Origin of the sequence: Nitrospirillum amazonense (assembly GCF_007828045.1) — a bacterium.
Classification (GTDB): domain Bacteria; phylum Pseudomonadota; class Alphaproteobacteria; order Azospirillales; family Azospirillaceae; genus Nitrospirillum; species Nitrospirillum amazonense_C.
The window spans coordinates 1-1,824 of sequence record NZ_VITN01000066.1 but is presented as its reverse complement, the minus strand read 5'-3'; the positions used below and the strand labels follow the sequence as shown (position 1 = coordinate 1,824).

The window sequence follows — 1,824 nt, the reverse complement described above, 5'->3', positions numbered from 1 at the left end:
CGCCAATTACGACATCAGCTATGTCGCCGGCACCCTCACGGTGAACAAGGCGGCCCTGACCGTCACCGCCAACAACGCCACCGTCACCTATGGCCAGACGCCAACCCTGGGCGCCAGCTACAGCGGCTTCGTCAACGGCGAGACGGCGTCGGTCCTGGGTGGCGCCCTGACGGTCAGCGGCGCCGGCGCCAACGCCGGCAGCTACACCCTCACCCCCGGCGGCCTCACCAGCGCCAACTACGACATCAGCTATGTCGCCGGCACGCTCACGGTGAACAAGGCCGCCCTGACCGTCACCGCCGACACCGCCACCGTCACCTATGGCCAGACGCCTACCCTGGGCGCCAGCTACAGCGGCTTCGTCAACGGTGAGACGGCGTCGGTCCTGGGTGGCGCCCTGACGGTCAGCGGCGCCGGCGCCAACGCCGGCAGCTACACCCTGACCCACGGCGGCCTCACCAGCGCCAATTACGACATCAGCTATGTCGCCGGCACCCTCACGGTGAACAAGGCCGCCCTGACCGTCACCGCCGACACCGCCACCGTCACCTATGGCCAGACGCCTACCCTGGGCGCCAGCTACAGCGGCTTCGTCAACGGCGAGACGGCGTCGGTCCTGGGCGGCACCCTGACGGTCAGCGGCGCCGGCACCAACGCCGGCAGCTACACCCTGACCCCCGGCGGCCTCACCAGCGCCAACTACGACATCAGCTATGTCGCCGGCACCCTCACGGTGAACAAGGCCGCCCTGACCGTCACCGCCAACACCACCACCGTCACCTATGGCCAGGCGCCCACCCTGGGCGCCAGCTACAGCGGCTTCGTCAATGGCGAGACGGCGTCGGTCCTGGGTGGCGCCCTGACGGTCAGCGGCGCCGGCACCAACGCCGGCAGCTACACCCTCACCCCCGGCGGCCTCAGTGCCGCCAACTACGACATCAGCTATGTCGCCGGCACGCTCACGGTGAACAAGGCGGCCCTGACCGTCACCGCCAACAACGCCACCGTCACCTATGGCCAGACGCCCACCCTGGGTGCCAGCTACAGCGGCTTCGTCAACGGCGACACCGCCGCTGTCCTGGGCGGAAGCCTGGCCATCGGCGGCGCCGGCACCAACGCCGGCAGCTACACCCTCACCCCCAGCAGCCTCACCGCCGCCAATTACGACATCAGCTATGTCGCCGGCACCCTCACGGTGAACAAGGCGGCCCTGACCGTCACCGCCAACAACGCCACCGTCACCTATGGCCAGACGCCTACCCTGGGCGCCAGCTACAGCGGCTTCGTCAACGGCGAGACGGCGTCGGTCCTGGGTGGCGCCCTGACGGTCAGCGGCGCCGGCGCCAACGCCGGCAGCTACACCCTCACCCCCAGCGGCCTCACCAGCGCCAATTACGACATCAGCTATGTCGCCGGCACCCTCACGGTGAACAAGGCGGCCCTGACCGTCACCGCCAACACCCCCACCGTCACCTATGGCCAGACGCCTACCCTGGGCGCCAGCTACAGCGGCTTCGTCAACGGTGAGACGGCGTCGGTCCTGGGTGGCGCCCTGACGGTCAGCGGCGCCGGCGCCAACGCCGGCAGCTACACCCTGACCCCCGGCGGCCTCACCAGCGCCAACTACGACATCAGCTATGTCGCCGGCACCCTCACGGTGAACAAGGCGGCCCTGACCGTCACCGCCAACAACGCCACCGTCACCTATGGCCAGACGCCTACCCTGGGTGCCAGCTACAGCGGCTTCGTCAATGGCGAGACGGCGTCGGTCCTGGGCGGCACCCTGACGATCAGCGGCGCCGGCACCAACGCCGGCAGCTACAC

General features: G+C 69.5%; 1 protein-coding gene. It reads left to right on the top strand.

Annotated features, from left to right (window positions below; genetic code table 11):
* Positions 1–1,824, top strand: a 1,824-nt coding sequence (locus FBZ89_RS31105; protein WP_186457680.1) for a beta strand repeat-containing protein, incomplete at both ends; no start/stop codon positions are given.